Source organism: Pusillimonas sp. ANT_WB101 (assembly GCF_008369125.1).
In the GTDB taxonomy this organism is placed as follows: Bacteria; Pseudomonadota; Gammaproteobacteria; order Burkholderiales; family Burkholderiaceae_B; genus Allopusillimonas.
This window is the reverse complement of sequence record NZ_VOAY01000003.1, coordinates 358,642-381,629: the sequence shown is the minus strand read 5'-3', so window position 1 is coordinate 381,629 and position 22,988 is coordinate 358,642. Positions and strand designations below refer to the sequence as shown.

Here is a 22,988-nt window from a genome sequence, read left to right as displayed (position 1 = left end):
GGCAAGGAAAAAAATCATGACAGTTCGCTCCAGAATTGTGCAAATAAGTGCGCATGGTGGTCCTGAGGTACTCGAAACCGTGCACGTTGACGTGCCTTCTCCCTCAGCGGGTGAAGTCCGGATCCAGCAGCGCGCCATCGGTATCAACTTCACAGATATTTACTGGCGTACCGGTCTGTATAAGCGGCCGCTGCCACACCCTTTGGGTTTTGAGGGGGCGGGTATCGTAGAGAGCGTAGGAGCGGGTGTTGATGGCTTCAAGCCCGGTGATAGGGTGGCTTACGCACAAAGCCCTATAGGCGCCTATGCTGAAGTTCGCAACGTGCCGGCACGTCAGTTGGTTCGACTGCCTGATGACGTTGGTTTTGATGAAGCCGCCGCGCTCATGCTAAAAGGCCTGACTGTCCAGTATCTGTTTCGACAGACCTATAGACTGACAGAGGGCGAGACTATTCTGTTTCATGCTGCGGCCGGTGGCGTGGGCCTGATCGCCTGCCAGTGGGCCCGTGCTCTGGGGGTCAAGCTGATAGGCACGACGTCGAGTCCGGAGAAGGCTCGCATAGCCAAGGAAAATGGCGCTTGGGAAATCATCAATTACACGACTGAGAACGTGGCCGAGCGTGTGCTGGAGCTTACCGACGGAAAAAAACTTGAAGTCGTCTACGACGGTGTAGGACAGGCTACGTTCGAAACTTCGTTGGACTGTCTGCAGCCCCGCGGGCTCATGATTAACTTTGGCAGCTCGTCTGGAGCAGTAACGGGCATAGATGCCCGCATGCTTGGGGACAAAGGCTCTCTGTACTTTACGCGACCAGTCCTTGGTACGTATATTTCGACGCCGGAGGCATTAGCTACTGCCGCCCAAGAGTTATTTCAATTGGTCCGCGAAAAGAAGATCCGCGCCTCAATTACCAAACGGTATGCATTCGACGAGATTGCACAAGCGCATTCGGATCTAGAGTCGCGCAAAACCACGGGGGCGTCGGTTGTGATTCTATATTGATGGTGATGAGAAAGTAGTCGCGACCGGCAATTCAGAACGTTATGTGCAGAGTCGGGCACAGCAGATCGCAACATGGTTGTAGAGCGTGACGGATACGCTGGAGTGGCTTCCCCGATCAAACTGAGTCGTACCCCTGCGAGTTATCGCATGCTACCCCGCAGTTTTGGACAGCATCAGCTGGAGTTTTATTTTATTGCTAGCTCGGAAATATGAGTTTTTTCGGGGAAGATTTCCCAATCACTAGACGTGGCTTGTTTCCGCGTGATGAGCGCAATCTAATGGAGGCGACGCCTTGAGTCTCAACGGTTTTCTTTGTTTATCAGACTTTGATAAGGCTGCTCGCCGAAAACTGCCGCATGCTGTATACGAGTATGTGTGCGGAGGTACAGAGGATGGTTTGAGTGTAAGTGGGAACCGTGCGTGTTTTGATCGTCTCGGTTTCAGGCCACGTGGACTGACTGGTGTCGCGGACCGATCGCAGTCTGTGCGGCTGTGGGGAAATGAGTATGCTTCACCCATTGGTATTGCTCCTATGGGTGTCACGGCGATCTGCCGTCGACATTGCGATATGACACTTGCGATAGCTGCACGATCCAGGGGGCTGCCCTATGTGCTGAGCGGCGCATCAAATGTGGCACTGGAAGACATACAGGCTGGCCCTGGTGGAGCATGGTACCAAGGATACTTTCCGGGCGATCTCGACAGACTGGAGCGCATTGTGCAGCGGCTGCTTAAGGCAGATGTCAACGTGCTGGTCGTCACCAGTGACACGCCCGTGGCCGCCAACCGGGAGAACAACCAGCGCAACGGGTTCACGATTCCTTTTCGGCCCAGCCTGCGCTTGCTTCTGGATGGTGTGCGTCACCCTGACTGGCTGTTTAATGTGTTTTTCAAAACCTTGATTAATGAAGGGGTTCCGCGGTTCCTTAACTTGTATGAGGAGCATGGCCCCCGAATTACTGAAGAGCCCACCCATGGATTTCGTGGTGGCCGAGAATTGCTCACCTGGGAACACATGAGTTGGCTTCGTCAGCGCTGGCCGGGCAAGCTGGTAATTAAAGGCATCTTGCACCCGGCCGATGCACAGGTTGCTGTAGAGCGCGGCATGGACGGCATTATTGTGTCCAATCACGGGGGGCGTCAACTCGATGGCGCGATGGCGCCACTTGATGCACTGCCGGCAATCAAGAGAGCTGTTCCGGAGGCATATCCAGTCATGATTGACGGCGGGTTCCGACGCGGCACCGATGTGCTCAAGGCGATAGCGCTTGGTGCGCGCATGGTGTTTATCGGGCGGCCGGTGCTCTATGGTGCTTCGGTCGCTGGTGTTGAGGGCGCGGGGAAAGTTCTGGATATTCTCAGTCAGGAAATCGACCGAAATCTGGCGTTGCTAGGCTGCACGCATCTCTCGGATCTGGACGCAGACTATCTTGATCCTACTACGCTTCGCGCCCTGACCGGCGCAGACACCTGAAGCAGGTGTCTGCTGGCGGATACGGCAAAGTGGGCGGCCAACATTGTGACAGACCGAGTAGAGGAAGTTGCTCATGGAGCGACTCAAGCCCAACGCCTTCGTTGGCCCGCAAGCCGACGAGCAGCAACGCTACAGTAGACCCTGGTATGCACCGCCGTCGATGAGCAAGTTTTGTCCAGTGATATAGCCCGAGTAGGCGCTGCACAAAAAAGCGCAGGCATGGCCAAACTCAGGTGGGGTGCCGAAACGTCTTGCAGGGATGAGACTAGCCTGCCGAGCAGCCTCTTGCTCCAGCGTAACACCGGCGGTTTCCGCCCGCTTCTGGTTATTGGACAGCAGCCTGTCGGTGTTGAATTTTCCGGGTAAAAGATTGTTGATCGTGACGTTGTGCTCTGCCACCTGCCGCGACACACCGGCAACAAATCCGGTCAGCCCCGCTCGTGCGCCGTTTGATAGGCACAGCATGTCGACCGGCGACTTGACTGCAGCAGAAGTGATATTGATGATTCGGCCGAACCTGCGTTCGATCATGGGGTCAATGACAGCCTTAATTAGTTCGATGGGAGCGAGCATATTGGCTTCAATCGCGGACAGCCAGTCGCTTTTTTGCAGTGAGCGAAAATCACCGGGAGGTGGCCCGCCGGCGTTGGTGATCAATATGTCGATGTGTGGTGCGGCGGCCAGTATGCTCGCGCGTCCCTCTGCCGTCGCTACGTCAGCGGAAACAGTAATGACTTCTTTACCGAATTCCTGACGAAGTCGCTCGGCACTTTTTTCAAGCGCGTCCGTTGAGCGTGCGGCCATCACGATATTGACGCCCTCTTGAGCCAGTGCATGGGCGCAGGCATAACCCAGACCCTTGCTGGCCCCGCAGACGACTGCCCATTTCCCGTTCAGTCCTAGATCCATTGTGTGATTCTCCATGTTCGTGATTGCCTGATGTTGGCATGGGCGTATGGCGCGAAACCTAACAATAGGCTGATCCACCGTTTTCGGCCAATAGTAAAGTTCGGTCGATTGATATTGTTTCGATATTCCTGTGCTTACTTACGGCGCTGCGCCGGAATTCAGACAGAGAGGCGTTCGCCGTGTACAACGCTGTAGATGCTGGCAGCTATATTTTTGCACTGTCTGAATAATTTATATCATTGTGCGAAAACTTACTTGCATTAATTGAAGCTGTGTTCCATGATGATGCTCATGCAGTAAGTTCCAAGTCAGCGCCAAAAAATATACGGGGCCAAATAATGGACAATGCATCTTTGCTTCCCCTGCAACGCACGGGCGGACAAATTCTTGTTGATCAGCTTCGCATCCATGGCATAGATCATGTTTTCTGCGTACCAGGAGAAAGCTTTCTGGCTGTGTTAGACGCTTTGCACGACACCGATATCAAGCTCACGGTATGCCGGCAGGAGGGTGGTGCAGCGATGATGGCCGAGGCGCACGGCAAGCTGACCGGACGGCCTGCCGCCTGTTTTGTGACACGGGCACCAGGTGCTACCAATGCAGCATCCGGCGTGCATATTGCTTATCACGACTCAACGCCGTTACTGGTTTTTGTGGGGCAGGTCGAACGGCGTGTACGTGAGCGCGATGCCTTGCAAGAACTGGATTACCGCGCCGTATTTAAGCCCTTGGCAAAGTGGGCTACAGAAATTGACGACGCGGCACGTATTCCAGAAATTGTCTCCCGCGCGGTTCATTTGTCGATATCGGGGCGTCCCGGACCTGTAGTAATCGCGCTGCCCGAAGACATGTTGGTTGATACTGCTTCGGTTAAGGATGCCCGGCCTGCACAAGCTGTCGAGTCTTTTCCGGGAGCCGAGCAAATGAATGACTTGCGGGCATTGCTTGTTAGGGCGAAGAAGCCGCTAGTCGTGTTGGGCGGGTCGCGCTGGACGGAAGCATCAGTAACGAAATTTGCAGACATCGCTGCCAAGTGGGACATTCCGGTAACTGTATCCTTGCGCCGACAGATGCTTTTTCCGGTTAATCACACAAGCTTTGCCGGTGATCTCGGGTTTGGCCCCAACCCCAAGCTTGTAGAGTTGGTAAAGGAGTCTGACCTACTGTTGCTGATTGGCAGTCGCCTGTCTGAAGTACCTAGCCAGAATTACAGCCTGTTTGATATTCCCGTTTGTGACCAAATACTGGTGCATGTGCATCCTGACCCGTCCGAGCTTGGCAGGGTCTATCAGCCTGATCTGGCCGTCAATACTGCGCCCGCCTTATTCGTGAGAGAGCTGGATAAGCTGGATGTGCCCCCATCGCAATCACGAAGTGAATATCGTGCACGTGTGCGTGAGGCATACGAGGCATGGAGCGATACCAAGGGAATCCATTCGCCAGGGTCGCTACAAATGGCTGAGGTGATGGATTATCTAAATAAAGTACTGCCCGAAGACGCCATTATCTGTAACGGTGCCGGTAACTATGCCACCTGGGTTCATCGCTTCCATCATTTTACGAAGTTTGGCAGCCAACTGGCGCCGACCTCCGGATCCATGGGCTATGGCGTGCCAGCAGCAGTGGGCGCGAAGCGAGTTTTACCCGAACGTATGGTTGTGGCGTTTGCCGGCGATGGCTGTTTTATGATGCACGGCCAAGAATTTGCGACAGCCGTTCAGTACGACCTTCCCATCATCGTGATTATTGTCGATAACGCCATGTTCGGCACCATACGTATGCATCAGGAGCGCGAATACCCCGGGCGTATTAGTGGCACGACGTTAAAGAACCCGGACTTTGCTCTTTATGCAACTGCGTTTGGTGGTCACGGCGAGCGCGTTGAACGAACCGAAGAGTTTGCGCCGGCTTTTGAGCGTGCTCGGGCATCTGGCAAGCCTTCTATCATCCATTGTTTGATCGATCCGGAGGCAATTAATCCTTCGTACACGCTTACGAGCCTGCGTGAAGCCGCTATCGCGGCTGGACGCTAACTTACTGGCAGGGACAGCGATGACAAAACGTTATGGCAACCTCATAAATGGCGAATGGGTAGACGGTGAATCATTTAATATGAATGTGAACCCGTCCGATACGCGCGACATTATTGGCGAGTATGCGCGGGCTTCTACTGCCGAGGCTGAAGCGGCGGTCACGGCGGCCCGTGCCGCATTTTCAGCGTGGTCAGTCAGTACACCACTTATGCGCCACGATATTCTTATGCGCGCCTCAAAGGAAATTTCGAGTCGGGCTGAGGAGCTTGGCCATCTGCTCTCTCGCGAAGAAGGTAAGACTTTACCTGAAGGAATAGGCGAAGTTGGCCGTGCGGCTCAGGTTATTGCCTTTATGGCCGGCGAAGCATTGCGTATAAGTGGCGAACGCTTAGCGGGTCTCGTCCCAGGCAGCGATGCTGAGGTCACACGGGAGCCCGTGGGCATTGTGGGCGTGATCACGCCTTGGAACTTTCCGATCGCTATCCCTGCCTGGAAGATAGGCGCCGCGCTGGCTTACGGCAACTGTGTCGTCTTCAAGCCTGCCGAGTTGGTTCCGGGCTCCGCATGGGAGCTGGTATCGATTCTGCATCGAGCAGGTCTGCCTGCAGGCGTATTGAACCTGGTCATGGGAAGTGGCCGGCAAATTGGTGCTGTTTTTACATCGCATCCGGAAATTGACGCCGTGACATTTACTGGCTCTGTGCCAACCGGACGGAGCATTGCTAAAGCGTGCGTTTCGGGCGCAACAATGAAGCGCATGCAATTGGAAATGGGGGGCAAGAACCCACTGGTCATTCTCGATGACGCCGATCTGGATGTGGCTGTTGAGTGCGCTGTAAATGGTGCATTTTATAGCGCCGGACAGCGGTGTACTGCGTCTTCCCGTTTTGTTGTGATGGACAGCATTCACGATCGATTCGTTCAGGCGGTAGATCGCCGTCTGCGTACGCTGAGAATTGGCCACGCATTAGAGAAAGATACCGACATCGGCCCGGTTGTGGATCAGCGTCAACTGGATATTGACATGCAATACATTCAGGTGGGTAAGCAGGAGGGCGCCGTAGTGCATAGCGGCGGCGAAAGACTTGACCTCAGCACGCCTGGCTTTTACTTGCAGCCAACGCTGTTTACCGGCGTTCAGTCATCCATGCGTATTGCCCGTGAGGAAATTTTTGGCCCTGTTGCCGCGGTTATCCGCGTCCGAGATTATGACGAGGCTCTGGTGGTAGCGAATGATACGAATTTTGGTTTGTCTTCAGGAATCTGTACAACCAGCCTCAAATGCGCTACCCATTTTAAGCGCCATTCGCAAGCTGGCATAGTTAAGGTTAACCAGTCCACCAGCGGCCTGGATTTTCACCTTCCGTTCGGCGGACGCAAAAGCTCTTCTTATGGCCCTCGTGAGCAGGGTCGATATGCCGCCGAATTTTATACCATTGTCAAAACTTCCTACACGTCGGCAGGATAAATATGGGAGCAAGATTTAGGTGTGATGGCCGAACTTTATGTAAGGGGCTACCGGCTCCTCTTGGTGACATCAGGAGACAGGCATGAGAATTTCATTGCTGGGCGCGGGGACACAGCATACCTATACGGCGGCGGGGCTGCTCTGGGTGCGGTTCTTCACCGAATCGCGCCGCGAGACCTGGCGTTCATCGATCAAAGCGTTACTGAATTGAAGATAGCAAAATGGAAAAAAATGTTGTTCAGAATGCCAACGATATGTCGGACGGGCAGCGCAGCCCGGCGCTGGCTGGAACGTTGTTGCGTGGGCTGGCTGTGATGGACGTGCTGCTGTCAGCAAGGCAGCCTATGTCTCTGGGTGAAATCGCTGGGCGTGTAGAGCTAGATCAAAGCACCACACTGCGTCTTCTGCGTGCGCTTGAAGGGGCTCGCCAAGTCTTGCGCATTGGCGACGGTAAGCGGTATTTGGCCTCGCCTAAGGCGATGAGGCCCTTGTCTTTGCGGCATCCACTTGAGCAGTTTCGGCGTGAATCAGCACACTTGTTGAGACAGTTGTCTACCCAATTATCGAGCACGGTTGTGTTGGTGGTGTTCTTCGGCGGTGAACGTCTGGTGCTTGATGTGATTCAGGCACCTGGTTCCCTAAGCCCTTACTACGAGCCGTGGCTTAGTGGGCCTTTGCACGCATCAGGGCCCGGCAAGTCATTATTGCTATCTCTGGACCTCGAAACAAGTAGAAAGTTGCTGGGCCCTGAACCGTATCAGGCGTTCACCGATCAAACATTGCGCACATGGCAAGCGCTTTCTGAAAACCTCGAAGCGGCCAAGAAAGTAGGCGTAATTACTGTTCGCGATGAGTTCTACGATGGCCTGACCGCTGTTGCGGCTAACTATTCGGATGAAGACGGAAATGTGTTGGGTTGCATAGTGGTAACCGGGCACTCTGCTCAACTGGATGCCGAGTCAACCGAGCGGGTATCGCAGGAGCTTTCCAACTGTGCACGCCTGATGCCTTTTCAGTCGTCAGCACTTAGGGAGCTAAGTGTATTTGCAGGCGCAGAGTTGTCTTTTTCGTCCGGGAAAGCGCGGAAGCGGGAGCCGGCCTTAGCGATGTGTGATGGCCAGGAAGACATATAGCAAGCACAACGTAAAGTGAAGGCATTGCGGTAATTCGAGCAAAGATAGAGTGAAGTTTTTGTTGATTGGTCACGTGAGGCGTATCCGACGACGACAAAGGCACAAGTACAAAGAGCAGGTATTAAACGATTCCAGATGGTGTTGCTTTAGATCAGCTAGAGCACGCCCGTTACTCAACCGAGGAGTAGATGTGGTGTCTTTGGATATACGTATTACAGCCCTGAAAACGACGTTGGTGGCGCTACCGCTTGAACGAACGCTCAAGACTTCCATTCACGAAATATCGTCTGTGTGTTGCCTTCTTGTCACACTTGAGACAGACGCTGGAATTAAGGGAGAAGGCTATGGCTTTTGTTTCGATCCAGCCCGATTAGCAGCCATCGCACAATTTACGGAGTCCATGGCGTCGCTAGTCATAAATCGGAATCCGCATGATGTGCAGGCGCTATGGCATGACTTCATTCGTAGCTGTAATTTTTACGGTCAGAGTGGGGTTTCCGTACTGGCGTACAACCCCATAGATATTGCCTGCTGGGACATCATCGGTAAGGCCGCCAATCGTCCTCTGCATCAGCTATTTGGCACCTATCGCGAACGCGTTCCTGTTTACGCCAGCGGCGGGCTCTGGCTGTCATCGAGTAAAGACGAATTGTGCGAAGAAGCACAGGGCTTCGTGGCTCAAGGGTTTAAGGCCATGAAAATGCGACTCGGATCGCCTGATTGGCGAGACGATATTGCCAGGGTTGAAGCAGTGCGCTCAACGATCGGAGAAGGGGTCACACTGATGGCTGACGCCAATCAGGGTTTGACGGCAGCACAGGCCCTCAAGCTGGGTAGAGAACTGGGCCGCTTCGGGCTAGCTTGGTTTGAGGAGCCCGTTCCGACTTGGGATGATGACGCTGCGGCGATGCTGGTTAGCAAACTTGATACGCCCATTGCCAGCGCAGAAACCGAATATACGAGCAATGGAATAAAGCGCATGGCGCAGAACAAGGCGGCGTCAGTCTTTATGCCCGATTTGCAGAGGATGGGTGGGTACACCGAAATGCTCAAGGCGGTGCGATATCTTGCCGCGTTGGACCTACCTGTATCGCCGCACATATTTACCGAACATAGTTTGCACATCGTGGCTTCAGCAGCTAACGCGACATGGTGTGAGCATATGCCTTGGTTTGCGCGTCTTTTTAACGAAGAAATGGTGGTTGAGAGCGATGGGATGATCAGGGTTCCAGATCGTCCAGGAGCTGGCTTTACCTTTGATTGGAACCGCATAGACCGTTATCGAATCCCTGGCCCCAAGCTTGGCGCCTGAGTGTGAATTATAAAAAACATATCAAGGAGAACAGGATGAGACATCTTTTCAGAAAATTTACGCTAGCCGTACAAGGCGCTGCGACGCTGGCACTGGTTCTGGGTGTTGCTACGGCGCAGGCGAAAGAAGAGGGGCCCATTAAGATTGGTTGGCTCTCGTCGCTGACCGGCCCTTTGTCATCTGCCGCCATTGCCGAGAATGCGGGTGTGCAGTTTGCAGTTGATCAAATCAACAAAGCGGGCGGGGTTGAAGGTCGGAAGCTTGAGTTAATTACGCGCGATACAGTAGGAGATCCCACCAAAGCCGTAAACTTCGCCAAGGAACTCGCTTTCAGTGAGAAAGTGGCGTTTATCATCGGGCCTGTGAACTCAGGCGAGTCGTTGGCGACGGTACCTATTCTCACACGCGCCAAAATTCCTAACCTCATTATCGGCACGGTGGATGAGCTGACTGATCCCAAGAAGTATCCCTACGCTTTTCGCGTAATCAATACCAATGAACAGTGGATCAGTTCGGCCAATCGCTATGCCATTGAAAAGCTCAACCATAAAAAGATAGCGGTAATCGGCGATACTACAGGCTACGGCGCTTCATCGGCCAAGCGCGCGGCGCAGCTTCTAGAAAAAGATGGCATCAAGCCTGTTTATTCCGTACTGATTGATCCCAACAAAACCAGCGTAGACGACGAAATAAAGAAGGCTCGAGAGGCAGGGGCTGATGTTTTGATGCCCTGGTCCGCGTCGACGGGACTGCTGGCACGTATCCTGAATGCCCGCGGAGATATGCAGTGGGATGTACCCATCGTCGGTCATCCGGCGCTGATGGGCTCGCCCATTCGCGACCTGCTCAACAAACCACAATACTGGGACAACACGTTTGCTGCTGGCTATGTGAGCACGACCTATAAGGACGGGAAGCTTCCGGAAGCCACGCAAAAGCTGATGGACGAGATCCGCCCGGCGCTTGGTACCGAAAAAATCAATTTCACCTTCTGGTGGGTTGCCCTCGGCTATGACACGGTCAAGATTATTGAGCACGTCGTGAAGGCAACGGGAGGCAGCACAGATCCGGAAGAGGTCAAGAAGGTGCTTGAAGGTACGAAAGACTTCAAAGGTGCATATGCCACCTATACCTGGTCACCTGAAAGCCATAATGGATTTCCCGATGACGCCATGGTGCTGAATCTTGCCAACACGTTTGATGACGGCAGCTTCCAGATTGCTCCGTAGTTAATTACCGCCTGTTGCCGGCTCGTTTCAAGAAGCCGGAGCAGCGCGGTCCGTCTACGCACCCGTGCAAGGAGTTCACATGCTTGGTGTTTTGGTCATTGGGCTTGCTATCGGATCTCTGTACGCTGCCGCCGCGCTCGCGTACAACGTCATGTATTCAACGTCAAAAGTTTTGAGCATCACGACTGGTCATATTTTTATGGTGAGCAGCGTGGCTGGCGCATTTCTGATAGGAGATCTTGGTCTTCCCAAAGTTGTTGGTCTGCTGGGCGCTATTGCTGTGGCCATTGTATTTGGCATTCTCACGGAGCTCATAGCGATCCGCCGCATCCTGGCTCGCTCGCAGGAGCATCTGTGGCTGCTTAGCACTCTAGCCCTAGCTACCATCGTGCAGCAGGCGGTGGGCTTGTGGTGGGGAACTGAGCCACGCGCATTTCCTCGATTGCTGGAGCAAGACTACACAGCGGGGGTATGGGATCAAAAGTATTGGTTGGTAATTGGGTCGGTGGTGCTGGTCGCGCTGGCGCTCGATTGCTTCTATCGCTACACCCTTTTCGGCAAGGTCTTTCTTGCTGTGGCCGAAGACCCATTCGCCGCACGCGCGCGAGGGATCGCAACGGATCGGATCAGGGCATTTTCATACGGGATAGCCGGCCTATTGGGTGGATTGGTCGGGTTTGCAGCCGGACAGTTGACCTTCGCTTATTTTGCTGTGGGGCTTACGCTCACTCTGTACGGCTTCATCGCGCTGGCTGCGGGTGGTCTAGGCAGCAACCTGGGCGCCATTGTGGGCGGTCTGGCCTTGGGGTTGCTTTCTACCTTTGCCACTTATTTTTTTGGCGGCGAATATCAACAAACAATTGCGGTTGGGTTGTTGATGGCTTTTCTCCTTATCAAACCAGAAGGTTTGTTCGGAAGTAAACAGGTAAGGCACGTATGAACATTCTCTCAAAAACTAATGGAAGGTTTATGGTAATGGCAGCTGTGCTGCTGACCTTACCTTTCTGGGTTGCCAATCCTTACCACCTTCATATTGCCACGCTGATCGGTACATACTGGGTATTGATTTGCGGCTTGAATCTAGCAGTTGGCTATGCGGGTATCTTGTCTATTGGACACGTCGCTCTGTTGTCGATCGGTGCATACTGCTATGCCATACTTACAGGGCATTATGACATTGACCCGTGGCTCGCCACCGCGTGCTCAGCCTTGCTCGGTGGGGTATGCGGGTTTTTTCTGGGGCTTCCGTCGTTGCGACTGCCCGGGTTTTATTTCGCCATGGCAACCATTGCCTTTGCCATGATGGCTATGGAGTTCTCGCTTGCCCAGGATGGGCTGACAGGCGGCGGGGCCGGCTTGCCTGTGCCTTCGTTCCCTGCGCCATTTGACACCCCTTCGGGGCTTTATTGGTTGGTGCTTGGCTTTGCCGCGCTGATCAGTTGGCTGTCGTGGAATCTAGTGCGATTCATGTGGGGGAGGGCGTTGATTTCGGTTCGAGACAGCCATGTTGCTGCCGCTGCTGTCGGCGTGCCTATCTTTACAATAAAGCTTAGTATTTTCACGTTCAGCGGGGTGGCTGCTGGGTTGGCAGGGGCGTTGTTCGCAACGCTGCAAAGCTACATTACTCCAGAAACATTCGTCTTTGAACTCAGCCTGTTCTTTTTTGTATGTATTGTCATCGGCGGCCGGGGGTCGATGTGGGGCCCTTTCATCGGCACGATTATTCTGGCGGCGTTACCTGAGTTGGTGGGGGCACTGGCTCAGTGGGGGCAGTTCTTCTACGGAACCTTGCTGTTAATCGTTGTGTTGCTCATTCCTGAGGGCGTAGGAAGTGTCGTCTCAATGATCCGTGAAAAGTTCTGGCCTGAGCGTCGAGAGAAGCAGGTGGTCAGTCCCGATCTGCCCAGGTTAATCGCGGCGATCAGAAAAGATAAGCAGGCTCAAAAACCGGTGACACCAGACGAGGGTTCGGCGATGCAATCGTTGGTTCGTGCTCGCGGGGGAGACTAACCCATGCCAGGTATACAAATTCAGTCAGTGGAGAAGCGTTTCGGGGGTGTACATGCCGTCGACGGTGTATCGCTTGCATTAAAAGAGGGGCAAATTCATGGGCTCATTGGCCCTAATGGCAGTGGTAAAACCACGCTGCTCAATCTCTTGTCCGGCTATTACGCGATCGACAGTGGCACCATAAAGATAGACGGCACGCCTTTACACGGGCTGCCTGTGCAGGCGCGTGCGAGCCTGGGGATAGCCAGGACATTCCAAAAGCCCAGATTATTGGACAGCCTGAGCGCGGTGGATAATGCCATGCTTGGTGGCTGGAAAGATACTCGGGCAGGATTTCTACAAACCGCGTTCGCGCTGGGCGCCACACGCGCAGAGGAACGCGAAATGCGGAGTCGAGCGCAAGAAATTCTGCATGGTGTTGGGCTTGGTCACATCATTAATACCTCAGCGGGTAAGCTGGATCATGCCGAGCAGCGTTTCCTCGAAATTGCCAGAGGCTTGTGCATGTTGCCCCGCTTCATTCTTCTTGATGAGCCCGCAGGTGGGCTTACTGGCCACGAAATAGAACAATTGGCGGATATCGTGATGGCAATGCGTGAAGCTGGGTTGGGTGTGCTGATCGTGGAGCATCATACCGACTTTGTTTTTCGCATTAGCGATCAAGTTACCACACTTAATCTTGGCAAATGCATTGCAAGCGGCACACCAGAGGAAGTCAGAAATGATCCTGAGGTGATTCGCGTATATCTGGGAGCGTAAAGTGTCTTCGAGTCAACGAGTCCATTCTTCTTCTCCCGTCTTGTTGGAGGTTTCCGGCTTGCATGTTGCCTACGATAAAGCCGAAGTCGTCCATGGCGTGGACTTCCGGGTGCACGAAGGCGAGTTTGTCGTGCTGTTGGGCCGTAACGGTGCAGGGAAAAGCACCATGCTGCATGCTGCCGCAGGCCTCATCCCAAAGAAGGCAGGCAAGGTGATCTTTGCCGGTCAGGATATTACCCGGACAAATACGCGCTCCATTGCTCAACAGGGATTGGTGAGTGTACTTGAGGGACATCGCGTGTTCACCAGCCTAACTGTAGAAGACAACCTGCTGTTAGGAACGTACGCCAAAAATCCTCATGGTGACCGAAGCCGCTTGGAAAGCGTGTACGAGTTGTTTCCCGAAATAGGTGAAAGGCGACAACAACTTGCTTCGCGCCTGAGTGGCGGACAGCAGCAAATTCTGGCAGTTGCCCAGGGCATTATCGGCGATCCCAAGTTATTAATTCTGGACGAGCCTTCAGGCGGACTTGCACCGCTGGTAGTGCATCGCATTCTTGCCGTAGCGAAAGATCTGACTGATCGGGGGGTCGCTATTTTGTTGGTAGAGCAACTGGTCAAAGAAGCGCTTCAGGTTGCCGATTACTGCTATCTGGTCGAAGCCGGCACTATTGGTGGGGAGGGGACCGCAGAGGAAATAAAAAATAGCGAGTTGATCCGCCGAATTTATTTGGGAGGGGCTCGCGAGGCCGCTGCATGAAACGAGTTTTAAGACGTGTTCTGGAAGACTATTCATGAAAATAACTGCTATCGAAACTATTCAAGTTTCTATCCCTTATCAGCACGAAGGGCCCCTGACCGGGTTTGGTGGAACCGTCTGGTCAAAGCTGTCTTATCTGTTAATCCGGGTAGAGACGGAAGATGGCTTGGTCGGATGGGGGGAGGCGTTTGGCTATAACGCCATCGCGGCGAGCATTGCCGCGATGGAGACCGTGGTCAAGCCCATGGCTCTGGGCAAGGATGCCACCGACTTCGCAACATTAATGGCCGGTCTCAAAAAGTCTCTGCATTTATTCGGACGCAGCGGGCCGGTGCAGTATGCATTGAGCGGTCTGGACATTGCATTGTGGGATTTAGCGGGCAAGCGCGCTGGCAAGCCTGTTGCGGGTCTGCTCGCGCAGGAGCCGCGTTCATCGGTTCCGGCCTATAAAAGCTTTATGCGCCTGCAACAACCGGATATCGTCAGTCGGGCATGTGAACGTGCTATTCGGCAAGGATATCAAAGTATCAAGCTGCACGAGATTACGGTCGAGGCCGTTGCTGCTGCTCGCAAAACAATAGGAGATGAGATCGGTCTGACACTGGACGTGAACTGTGAGTGGTCCGCTGAAGAGGCCATACGTATGGCGAATCAGTTGCTGCCTTACAAGTTGAAGTGGCTCGAGGAGCCAGTTTGGCCGCCAGAAGACATGACCGGGCTGGCACGACTCCGAAACGCAGTCGACATTCCGCTGGCGCTCGGAGAGAATTTGGCTAATGCTTGGTCGTTTTTTCCTCTGCTTGATGAAGGCGTGGTGGATTATTTTCAACCTAGCGTTACGAAAATGGGAGGCATCAGCGAGTTTTCTCTGGTTGCCCAAGCTGCGGCCAGACATGAACGCAAGCTGGCACCTCACTCGCCTTATTTCGGGCCCGGCTTGCTGGCCACTCTGCATCTTGCTGCCGCTTTCCCTAACATCGGGGGGATAGAAATATTTGGTGTCGATCTGGACAGACCGCTTTTTGGTGCGGTCGGAACGGTGGGCAGTGATGGCTCGATAGCGATTCCGTTGGGACCAGGTCTGGGCTGTGATCCGGATCCAGAGGTTATTGAGCGCTACCGGGTTTAGTCGGGCGATACCTGTACGGTCTTGCCCCTCGCAGAAATAGTGTCGGGCTTCGAAGCAGTCGCTTATTCGCACCATTCTGCATAGAACAACAATGATATTCATTAGGAGACAACATCATGAAGCTAAGTTCTAGATTTACCCATGTTCTTATTGTCGGCGTATTGGCAATGGGAGTTGCGGGCTCGGCTATTTCAAAGACGACTATCCGAGCAAGTAGCTGGCATCCGCCTAAGCATCCTGGGGTCACGGGTGGGTATGAGCCATTTATGGATTATGTGACAAAGACGTCCAAGGGCGAAATTGACTTCAAGTTTTGGGCAGGCGGCGCGTTGCTGGGTGCGAAAGATACGCTGCCTGGTATCGAGAACGGTATCGCCGACATCGGTGTCCTAGCGCTAACCTATTTTCCAGCCGAGTTCCCCTATTTTCAGCTTATTTCCAATTTGGCGATGCTGTCCAGTAATCCGCCAGCCGTTGCCGCTGCGGTCACAGAGTTCGTCATGCTCGATTGTGAGCCTTGCCGCAAAGAGTTTACCGACAAAGGGTTGGTGTTTACATCTTCCTACTCTACAACGCCCTATACCTTGATTTCCAAGGTGGCACTGAACAGCCCAGAAGACTTGAAGGGCAAAAAATACCGATCTGCCGGCACTGTTTGGGATCGCTGGACGGCGGATATAGGTGGAACATCCGTTAACGTGTCGGCTGCGGAGATGTTCGAGGCTCTGGATCGGGGCGGTGTCGATGTTGCGGTGTTTTCGCCATCGGCGCTGCAGTCATACAGTCTTTGGGACGTTGCCAAGTATGACGTCATGCTGCCTCTGGGTACCTATGCCGCGATGTCACTATTTACGATGAATCAGGGTTTCTGGAGCGACCTGACCACCGAACAACGGAAAATCCTGCTTGATGGCTCGGCAGTCGGAGCCATGGGTGTGACGTTTGGGTATATGAAAAGCGACGATACTGCGCTTGCAAATGCAAAAGAGCATGGCGTCGAAATCGTTGAACCCAGCGAGTCCATTGTCAAACAAAAGAATGAATTTGTTGAGCGAGATCTGAAACAAGTTTCCTCCATTGCCAAGGATCGTCTGAAAATCGACGACGCAGACAAATGGATTACGCAATACCGTTCTTTACTCGTAAAGTGGGAAGGCCTCGTCGATAAATCGCATGGTGATCAGGCCGCCCTGGTGAAGGCGATGCAAGACGAAATCTATGCCAAGGTCGACCCAGCGACCTATGGTATGTAACTTGGCCTGTGTGATCAGCCCGGAGTTCATATGAAAATTTTCCGATTGCTGGACCGGATCCTATTGTTCGTCGGTGCTGTTGGCCTGATTTTGATGATGCTGCATGTAAGCATCGACGTGGTATCCAAATACATTTTTAACTATCCCGTTCCTTTGACCATGGAAATGGTTAGCTACTACTACATGACAGCGGTCGCATTTTTGCCGCTAGCGGCATTGGAACGGCCTGGCAGCAGTCTGGTGCACGTGGAGATTGTGTACGCGCACATGGTGCATCGGATTCGCCGGGTTGTTTATCCAGCGGCTTTGCTGCTTGCTGCCGTCTATTGCGCCTGTGGAGCCTTTGCCGCGTGGAAACCGGCCCTCTCCGCTCTTCGTGTTGGCTCTTATGCCGGCAGCATTATTGTTGTACCTACATGGCCCTCGCGATTCCTTCCTGTGGCGGGGTTTGCCTTCTTGGCCATTGTGCTGGTATTTAAAGGCATAGACAGCATCCGTACCGGCATGGTTGAAACCGACGAAGTGCCTGATGAACTGGCGCATCTCGAAGGAAATGATTGATGGATGAAATAACATTAGGCCTGACGGGGCTGGGTGTCGTCGTTCTGCTTTTGATGCTGCGTATACCCGTTGGTGTAGCGCTGGGTGGCGTAGCGTTTGGTGGTATTTGGCTACTGGCTGGTTCCAGGGCAGCCTGGGGCACCTTGGCCCAGATTCCCTACGAGTTTACTGCTCACTGGACGCTCAGTTCTATCCCTATGTTTCTTTTGATGGGGTATGTGGCCTATTACTCTAAAATTACAGAAAGCCTATTTCGGACCGCACAGCTGTGGATGGGGCGTCTTCCGGGAGGCCTGGGCATTGCATCGGTTTCTGGTGCGGCCGGCTTTGCTGCCGTTACCGGCTCCAGCTTAGCCGCTGCAGCGGCTATGGGCCGGATCGCGGTCCCTGAAATGATGCGCATGGGATACGCGCCCGGATTCGCGGCTGGCATCGTTGCCGCAGCAGGAACAATAGGATCGATGATTCCGCCCAGTATTATTATGATTGTGTATGGGGTTTTTGCGGAAGTTTCGATTGGCCAGTTATTTATCGCAGGTGTGGTGCCAGGCATATTAACGGCACTTTTTTACTCCATTGTCATTTTTGTTCGCGTCAAAATCACACCCAGCCTGGCGCCAGGCCTTGCTCAAAAGCCGTCCTGGTCCTCGCGGTTTGGTGCCCTGCTCGATGTATGGCCGTTTTTGCTTTTGGTCGTTGGCGTTTTTGGTGGCTTGTTTTCTGGCGTTTTTACTCCGACCGAGGCGGGTGCGGTCGGTGCTGCTCTGGCATTTCTTATCGCATTGCTCAAGCGTGCGTTGACCCTTAGCGTGGTGCGCCAAGCCGTCGTCGAAACCATCCGAGGCACAGCGTCTATTTTCTTTATTGCTATAGGTGCGGCCTTGCTGACAAGGTTCTTGTCCATGACAGGGGTGCCGAGCTTTCTGTCTGAGTTGATCACTGGCATGGATGTCGGGCCAATTGTGCTCATGCTTATCATCTCCGTGCTTTACCTTTTTCTTGGCATGTTTTTGGACCCGCTTGGGTGCATGCTGCTGACACTGCCTATCGTGCTGCCAATCATGGAAGCCCAACACCTTAACCTGATATGGTTTGGTATTCTGCTCGTGAAGTTTCTTGAAATTGGGCTAATTACGCCGCCAGTCGGGCTAAATGTATTCGTGATTAAGGAAATTTTGGGTAACAAGGTCACGCTGGCCCAAGTTTTTGCCGGAGTAACCTGGTTTATTGTTGCAGACCTGTTTTTGTTGCTAATCTTGATTCTCGTTCCTGATCTGACATTATTTTTGCCGCACTATGTGAAGTAAGCGGTCTTTATCAGCGGAATGCCACGCTGTGTTTTCTCGTTGCAAGATGGATTAGTCGAGCGTCCATGATCGCATAATATAAGCATAAAGTGACGTAAACGGTTTTTTGTCGCTCAGGGATGAGAGTGCTAACATGCAGCGACCAAGTAGCCGTGGGTTAATCACACAGACAACTCACTTCAAGTTTGTTATTAACCTCTTCCGATGACGTGAGCGTATGCAGCATTGAATAGACTGGCGCTTACTAAACTTGGCGCGAACAGAAGCTCTGCAATGCCTTAAGGCTCGAGTCATTTACTTGACCCGTAACGTCTGCTGGGTACGACTTTCACTGCATTGATAACAATTTATGGTCACAAAGAAACCGGCCTCCATGTCAAAAGCCATGAAACTGGCTCAAGGTAATGCAATTGACAAGGTCTGTGCGATTTTCAGCTTGCTGTCCGAGCGCGCCCCGTTGCGTCTTAACGAGATTTCCCATGCCACTGGCTTAAATCGCGTTACGGCCTTACGTATTCTGGACGCACTTTCTAAAAACGATTTCATACAGCGCTCTGGGAACCCGCCCAGATACACCTTTGGTCCCGAGGTCACAGCCATGGCGGTGAATTCACGGCTTCCCAATCTACGGGAGCTGGTTCGCCCCAGTCTGTTGCGTATGGCTGATCTTTCTGGTGATGTTGCTTTGCTTTCGGTTCGCTCGGGTACAGAGGCAATTTGCGTTGACAGAATGACCGGAGATTATCCTATCAGTAGTCGCATGATGGAAATCGGAACCCGTCGTCCGCTCGCCATTGGTGCAGGCAGCATGGCACTGCTGGCATGGGCGCCTACCTCAGAGCATGATGCCATCATAGAAATTACGTTGAGCCGTGCTGCCGAGTCTTATCCTCGATTGACGCGCGAGGTCATCGTGGAGCAAATTCAGCTGGCCCGCCAGAAGGGCTATGTCATGCTACTTGATGTCGTGATAGAGAAGCTGGGTGGCATTGCTTGCCCGATCTACGATTTACACGGAAATGTCATTGCGGCTATTAGCGTAACGGCATTAAGGGAAAGAATTGCCGACCGTGAAGCCGAGCTCGCTGCCGCTTTGATACAGGAGCAGCACCGCATTAAGATGATGCTGAAGCAAGGCCAATAAGAACAGCCAAATAAATAAACAGAGCGGATCGAAGTGCTCGATTTCGCCCTGTTTATGTACGTAAAGATCGTGTGCCGCGAGTTTATTGACCTTTTTGAAACTCCTTGATGATCGGGCCGAATGTTTTCTCTGCTCCCTTCATGCGTTCTACAGTGGTTTGCGCATCTGTGACGTTCAAAGTGACGCCTTGGTTTTTCAACTTGGCACGCAACTCGTCGTCTTTACCAACCTCTCGCATGGCCGTGCGGATTTTTTCTGCGCGAGCTTCATCTATCCCTTGTGGCGCCAGCAGTGCCGTCCAGAAAACCGCTTCGAAATTATCCAGACCCATTGACTCTTTAACAGTAGGAACATCGGGGTACGCGCTGAGTCTTTCTGTTGTAGTCACAGCGACAAACTCTACTTTGCCATCATTCTTTAATGGAAGCGCTTCGTTGAGTGTGGCAAAAGTCATATGAATGTCGCCTCCCAGAATGGCTTGGCGCACCGGAGCTCCACCTTGGTATTGCACCAATAATGCGTCCAGGTTCCCCTGCTTCATCCAGGTTTCTGCTGCAATATGATTCATGGCACCAACACCTGAAGCACCTATGGTGTATTTGCCCGGGTTCTCACGAATTTGCTTGACCAGCTCGTCCATGGTCTTTATGCCTAACGTAGAGCTGACCTCGAGAATGAAAGGCGAGTCTGCGAGGCCCGAGAGCACAGTGAAGTCTTTGTATGCATCATATTGCACACTTTTCTGCAGATATTTGTTCAAAGGCAGCGAAACTGATGCCGCATATAGCGTATAGCCATCAGGTTTTTGGCGGCTGACGTAGTTGCTTGCTACGGTTGTGGCTGCACCTGCTCTGTTTTCAACGACTATTGTTTGGCCCAGATGCTGTTCCAGCTTCTGGGCGAGCATGCGCATGGATACATCGGTAATGCCGCCTGGCGCATACGGAATTATCAGGCTGATGGGACGCTCAGGATAGTTTTCTGCTTGGGCTGAACCCAAGATGCTCATAATGCTAACAAAACCTACTGCTATTAAGGTTGATTTACGCATGTGGTGTCTCCTCCGTAGTGCGATAAACGTTGTAGCGAAAATTAATCAATGGGCACACTGATCACATCAAAATAGTTGTTAAGTGTTGGATGGGGTTCCGCGCCATACACTGCCATTGGCATCGGTCACGATCACAACTTTCTTTGATTCATTTGTTTTTATTTCTAGGTGTTTTCTCGGACGTTCTGTTTGGCTTTCTTTACTCAGGAAGGCAAGTTGAGGACTGTTTTGGAAATGATATTCCGCTGTATTTCAGAACTACCCGCATATATGGTGGCTGCCCGGGCCTGTAAGAATTGTGCGGAAGCGTTCAGCGCGCCGTCATGGCCCAGCCCTTCGATTACCCCACCCATTTCTCCGGTCAGCTCCAGCATGTATTCGGTGATGCGCCGAAATAATTCAGACTGGTTGATTTTTAGTAATGACACGTCGGGCCCAAGTTGTTTTCCGCGTGAAATCAAGTCCAGATACTCAGCAAAAAGCGTCTTATGGTTTTCGAGGTCAAGGAATAGTTGAGAGGCCCGTTCCTGGAAGGCACGATCGTCCTCAAGCTTGTAGAGGCGGCCTAATTCGAGCAAGCGTGAAAAGGCGTAATCAGACAGACGAGGAGAGCCAATAAATATGCGCTCAAAGCCCAGGAGTGCTTTGGCCATGGACCAGCCTTTGTTTACTTCGCCTACAAGGTTGTCGATCGGTACCCGTACATTATCGAAAAAAACTTCGCAGAATTCATCGTGCATTTCCAGGTTCAGTATGGGTCTGACGGTAACGCCCGGGCTGTCCATGGGCACCAGTAAAAAACTGATGCCGTCCTGTTTTCGCGCCGTAGAAGCCGTGCGTACAAGTAGGAATATCCAGTTCGCGTCATTGGCCATGGTGGTCCAGATTTTCTGGCCGTTGACAACCCATTGATCACCGTCTCGATCAGCCTTTGTGCGAAGTGATGCCAAGTCTGACCCGGCACCTGGCTCGCTATAGCCCTGGCACCAGATGTGTTCGCCGGAGATAATTTTCGGCAAGAAGTGCTGTTGTTGCGATGGGGTGCCATAACGAATTAGCAGTGGCCCCAGCATGGTGGCACCATGGTCATTCAGGCGTGCGCAACCGTGCCGTTCGAACTCCTCGGTCATAATGACCTGCTTTTCAGCCGATAGCCCCATGCCACCGTGTTCACGTGGCCAGCCTGGGCACAGCCAGCCTTTTTCTGAAAGGGCTTTGTACCAAGGCCAGTTATCCCGTAAATGCAGGCGTTTGGCAGGTGAGCGGATCTCAGGGGGGTAGTTGGCTTCGATCCAGCTTCTCAACATGGAGCGGAATTCGGCGTTATCCAGTGTGTTCATGTCTTGTGTATCAGCCATGATTGGCTCCCATCAGTGAAAATGCACGGTTCCGGTGAAATGATTCCGTGCCAAACGTACCGGACATAGTCATGCTTTTCCGCAGGTACAGGCCAATGTCGGCTTCGTCCGTATAGCCTATGCCGCCATGAAGCTGAATAGCCTCTCGCGTGATCACGCTGCTGGCTCTGCTCAGACGCGCCTTGGCCAATGACACTGTAAGCTCCAATGCGCTGCTTCGTAGGCCATCGGCAAAGCCGTTGGCTGCTGCACCTAGTGCAGCACGCCCCAGTTTCAGTTCGAGAAACAGGTCAACCATGCGATGCTGCACGACTTGGAAGGAGCCAATTGGTTTATCGAACTGCACACGCTCCTTGATAAAATCTTGCGTGATCTGGAAAGCTCTTTCAGACAGGCCAGACAGATAAGCACCAACAACCAGCGTGGCTTGTTCCCGAATAGTTGTCATGTCGCTCGATAGCCACTGCGCCGGCACCTTTTCGAGCCGCAAGCTGCAGAAATGCCCGCCGTCATGAGTCTTGTGTTCAATCAGCGATACACCCGCTTCGCCAGGTCGAACCAGGGCGGCGCCACCCTCGGCCTGAACGAGAAAGGCATCGGCACCCAGTGCATAGGGAATGCAGTCGATATACCCGGTTATCTTGCCGTTGTTAAAGACAGGCATGGGTCGCCCGTAGGTTACGAACGCAGGCAGGATGATCTGCTTGCATTCCAACAGGTCTCGCTGATGTGCTTCTGGCAGAACGTCGGCAATCAAGGCTGAAGCCAATATCGGCTCGGGTGTCAGCTGCTGACCAAGTCTATGTGCCAGAGTGCAGAGCTCACGCATACCCAGCCCCAGCCCTCCCTTTTGCTCATCGATACACAGAGTGAGCCAACCGAGTTCAGAAAATTCGAGCCATTTTGCTCTTTCAAACCCCGGAGTGGTGAACCGCTGCTTGCGTGCACGAAGGAGATCGTCTTTCAGTACATGTGCCGCGCTTTCATCAATCATCCGAATCAGATCTTCGGTTTCATCTAGCTCAGTATCGAGAGACGACATACTCGTTGTTCCTTGTTGAGTTGATCTTCTGGAGAGATTGCTGCATGTCTCTG

21 protein-coding genes are annotated in these 22,988 nt (G+C 53.0%); 17 read left to right on the top strand and 4 right to left on the bottom strand.

Annotated elements, in window-relative coordinates; genetic code table 11:
- The first annotated feature begins 16 nt into the window (after positions 1-16).
- Complete coding sequence (locus FQ179_RS14485) at positions 17-1,003, top strand: quinone oxidoreductase (protein ID WP_149398018.1); 987 nt, start codon at positions 17-19, stop codon at positions 1,001-1,003.
- 292 nt (positions 1,004-1,295) lie between these two features.
- Positions 1,296-2,477 carry an alpha-hydroxy acid oxidase gene (locus tag FQ179_RS14475; RefSeq protein WP_149398017.1) on the top strand — a complete coding sequence of 394 codons (1,182 nt, stop codon included), beginning with the start codon at positions 1,296-1,298 and terminating at the stop codon, positions 2,475-2,477.
- Between the two features lie 129 nt (positions 2,478-2,606).
- On the opposite strand, the gene FQ179_RS14470 is transcribed toward FQ179_RS14475, so the two are convergent.
- Positions 2,607-3,386, bottom strand: coding sequence for an SDR family oxidoreductase (locus FQ179_RS14470; RefSeq protein ID WP_149398016.1), 780 nt, complete (start codon positions 3,384-3,386; stop codon positions 2,607-2,609).
- Between the two features lie 338 nt (positions 3,387-3,724).
- Here FQ179_RS14470 and FQ179_RS14465 point away from each other — a divergent pair, with 338 nt between their 5' ends.
- The 15 genes from FQ179_RS14465 (at position 3,725) to FQ179_RS14400 (ending at position 19,484) form a co-directional block, all read left to right on the top strand.
- Positions 3,725-5,419: a thiamine pyrophosphate-binding protein gene (locus tag FQ179_RS14465; RefSeq protein ID WP_149398015.1), complete on the top strand. Its 1,695-nt coding sequence runs from the start codon at positions 3,725-3,727 to the stop codon at positions 5,417-5,419.
- 19 nt (positions 5,420-5,438) lie between these two features.
- Entirely contained in the window at positions 5,439-6,887 is a 1,449-nt protein-coding gene (locus FQ179_RS14460) for an aldehyde dehydrogenase family protein (RefSeq protein WP_149398014.1), read from the top strand.
- 82 nt (positions 6,888-6,969) lie between these two features.
- Positions 6,970-7,098 (top strand): hypothetical protein, encoded by a 129-nt coding sequence (locus FQ179_RS22750; RefSeq protein WP_255474999.1) that lies wholly within the window; start codon positions 6,970-6,972, stop codon positions 7,096-7,098.
- Between the two features lie 10 nt (positions 7,099-7,108).
- A complete protein-coding gene (locus FQ179_RS14455) occupies positions 7,109-8,020 on the top strand; it encodes an IclR family transcriptional regulator (protein ID WP_149398013.1) in 912 nt (303 codons plus the stop codon).
- A 49-nt stretch (positions 8,021-8,069) separates the two neighbouring features.
- Positions 8,070-9,332, top strand: a complete 1,263-nt coding sequence (locus tag FQ179_RS14450) for a mandelate racemase/muconate lactonizing enzyme family protein (RefSeq protein WP_370459883.1) — start codon at positions 8,070-8,072, stop codon at positions 9,330-9,332.
- Between the two features lie 35 nt (positions 9,333-9,367).
- Positions 9,368-10,561, top strand: coding sequence for an ABC transporter substrate-binding protein (locus FQ179_RS14445; RefSeq protein ID WP_149398012.1), 1,194 nt, complete (start codon positions 9,368-9,370; stop codon positions 10,559-10,561).
- 79 nt (positions 10,562-10,640) lie between these two features.
- Positions 10,641-11,501, top strand: a complete 861-nt coding sequence (locus FQ179_RS14440; RefSeq protein WP_149398011.1) for a branched-chain amino acid ABC transporter permease — start codon at positions 10,641-10,643, stop codon at positions 11,499-11,501.
- Complete coding sequence (locus tag FQ179_RS14435) at positions 11,498-12,571, top strand: branched-chain amino acid ABC transporter permease (RefSeq protein ID WP_149398010.1); 1,074 nt, start codon at positions 11,498-11,500, stop codon at positions 12,569-12,571. The genes FQ179_RS14440 and FQ179_RS14435 overlap by 4 nt, the downstream gene beginning before the upstream one ends.
- Before the next feature lie 3 nt (positions 12,572-12,574).
- Positions 12,575-13,330: an ABC transporter ATP-binding protein gene (locus FQ179_RS14430; RefSeq protein WP_149398009.1), complete on the top strand. Its 756-nt coding sequence runs from the start codon at positions 12,575-12,577 to the stop codon at positions 13,328-13,330.
- Between the two features lies 1 nt (position 13,331).
- On the top strand, positions 13,332-14,090 hold the full coding sequence (locus FQ179_RS14425) for an ABC transporter ATP-binding protein (RefSeq protein ID WP_149398008.1): 759 nt from the start codon (positions 13,332-13,334) through the stop codon (positions 14,088-14,090).
- Between the two features lie 34 nt (positions 14,091-14,124).
- Entirely contained in the window at positions 14,125-15,219 is a 1,095-nt protein-coding gene (locus FQ179_RS14420; protein ID WP_149398007.1) for a mandelate racemase/muconate lactonizing enzyme family protein, read from the top strand.
- A gap of 116 nt (positions 15,220-15,335) precedes the next feature.
- Entirely contained in the window at positions 15,336-16,472 is a 1,137-nt protein-coding gene (locus tag FQ179_RS14415; RefSeq protein ID WP_149398006.1) for a C4-dicarboxylate TRAP transporter substrate-binding protein, read from the top strand.
- A 30-nt stretch (positions 16,473-16,502) separates the two neighbouring features.
- Positions 16,503-17,033: a TRAP transporter small permease subunit gene (locus tag FQ179_RS14410; RefSeq protein ID WP_149398005.1), complete on the top strand. Its 531-nt coding sequence runs from the start codon at positions 16,503-16,505 to the stop codon at positions 17,031-17,033.
- Positions 17,033-18,340, top strand: coding sequence for a TRAP transporter large permease (locus FQ179_RS14405; protein ID WP_149398004.1), 1,308 nt, complete (start codon positions 17,033-17,035; stop codon positions 18,338-18,340). Before FQ179_RS14410 ends, FQ179_RS14405 begins: the two co-directional genes overlap by 1 nt.
- 373 nt (positions 18,341-18,713) lie before the next feature.
- The gene (locus FQ179_RS14400; protein WP_188074619.1) at positions 18,714-19,484 is read left to right on the top strand and encodes an IclR family transcriptional regulator; all 771 of its coding nucleotides are present in this window, start codon (positions 18,714-18,716) and stop codon (positions 19,482-19,484) included.
- An 82-nt stretch (positions 19,485-19,566) separates the two neighbouring features.
- On the opposite strand, the gene FQ179_RS14395 is transcribed toward FQ179_RS14400, so the two are convergent.
- The 3 genes from FQ179_RS14395 to FQ179_RS14385 form a co-directional block, all read right to left on the bottom strand.
- Positions 19,567-20,535, bottom strand: coding sequence for a tripartite tricarboxylate transporter substrate binding protein (locus tag FQ179_RS14395; RefSeq protein ID WP_149398002.1), 969 nt, complete (start codon positions 20,533-20,535; stop codon positions 19,567-19,569).
- 203 nt (positions 20,536-20,738) lie between these two features.
- Positions 20,739-21,893, bottom strand: a complete 1,155-nt coding sequence (locus FQ179_RS14390) for an acyl-CoA dehydrogenase family protein (RefSeq protein WP_149398001.1) — start codon at positions 21,891-21,893, stop codon at positions 20,739-20,741.
- Positions 21,886-22,935, bottom strand: coding sequence for an acyl-CoA dehydrogenase family protein (locus FQ179_RS14385; protein WP_188074618.1), 1,050 nt, complete (start codon positions 22,933-22,935; stop codon positions 21,886-21,888). Before FQ179_RS14385 ends, FQ179_RS14390 begins: the two co-directional genes overlap by 8 nt.
- Positions 22,936-22,988: the final 53 nt, after the last annotated feature.